Origin of the sequence: Sphaerimonospora mesophila, assembly GCF_001417795.1 — a bacterium.
Taxonomy (GTDB): Bacteria; Actinomycetota; Actinomycetes; order Streptosporangiales; family Streptosporangiaceae; genus Sphaerimonospora; species Sphaerimonospora mesophila.
This window is the reverse complement of record NZ_BCBX01000022.1, coordinates 1-666: the sequence shown is the minus strand read 5'-3', so window position 1 is coordinate 666 and position 666 is coordinate 1. Positions and strand designations below refer to the sequence as shown.

Below are 666 nucleotides of genomic sequence, written 5' to 3'. Positions count from 1 at the left end.
TTGGCGGTGTTGCTGGAGGTGGGGCTGCGCGAGCAGGGGTCGGGCCAGGAGGTGTGCCGGGTGCAGGTGCCCGATGAGTTCGCTCCCGATGAGGCGCGGGCGGCGCTGGTGTGGTCGCGCCGTCGTTCCGATAACGCTTTTGAGCTGGCGTGGAATGTGCATCGGCGGTTGCCGGTGCTGGGGGAGGCGATGCTGGCGGGGGTGCTGGACGAGCCGCGGGCGATGGCGTTCGTGCGCTGGACGGCGGGGCTGACCGATGAGCAGGCCGGGCAGGTGTGCGCGCGGCTGGTGGGGCAGGCGCCGGGCTGGACGGTCGGGGAGCTGATCGAGCGGATTCAGCGGATGGTGCTGGCGATCGATCCGTTGTGGGCGCAGAAGCGGTATGCCGAGGCGGTCCGGCGGCGCCGGGTGGCGGGGGTGCGCAACGGCGACGGCACGGCGAGTGTGTCGGGGCTGGACCTGCCGCTGGATCGGGCCGCGGCCGGGTGTGAGCGGATCGATGTGCTGGCACGGGCGTGCAAGCGTGCGGGAGATCGACGGCCGATCGATCACATTCGGGCGGATCTGTTCTTGGGATCGCTGGACGGCTCGTTTGAGAGGTTGAGCGATGAAGAGATCATCGTTCACGTCCTCGCGCATCCCTTCATCGACCCCGACCCCGACCCC

At 70.1% G+C, this 666-nt stretch carries 1 protein-coding gene; it reads left to right on the top strand.

Translation table 11 applies throughout. The features are described 5' to 3' along the window. Positions 1-666, top strand: a 666-nt coding sequence (locus AP234_RS00130) for a DUF222 domain-containing protein (RefSeq protein WP_160330345.1), incomplete at both ends; no start/stop codon positions are given.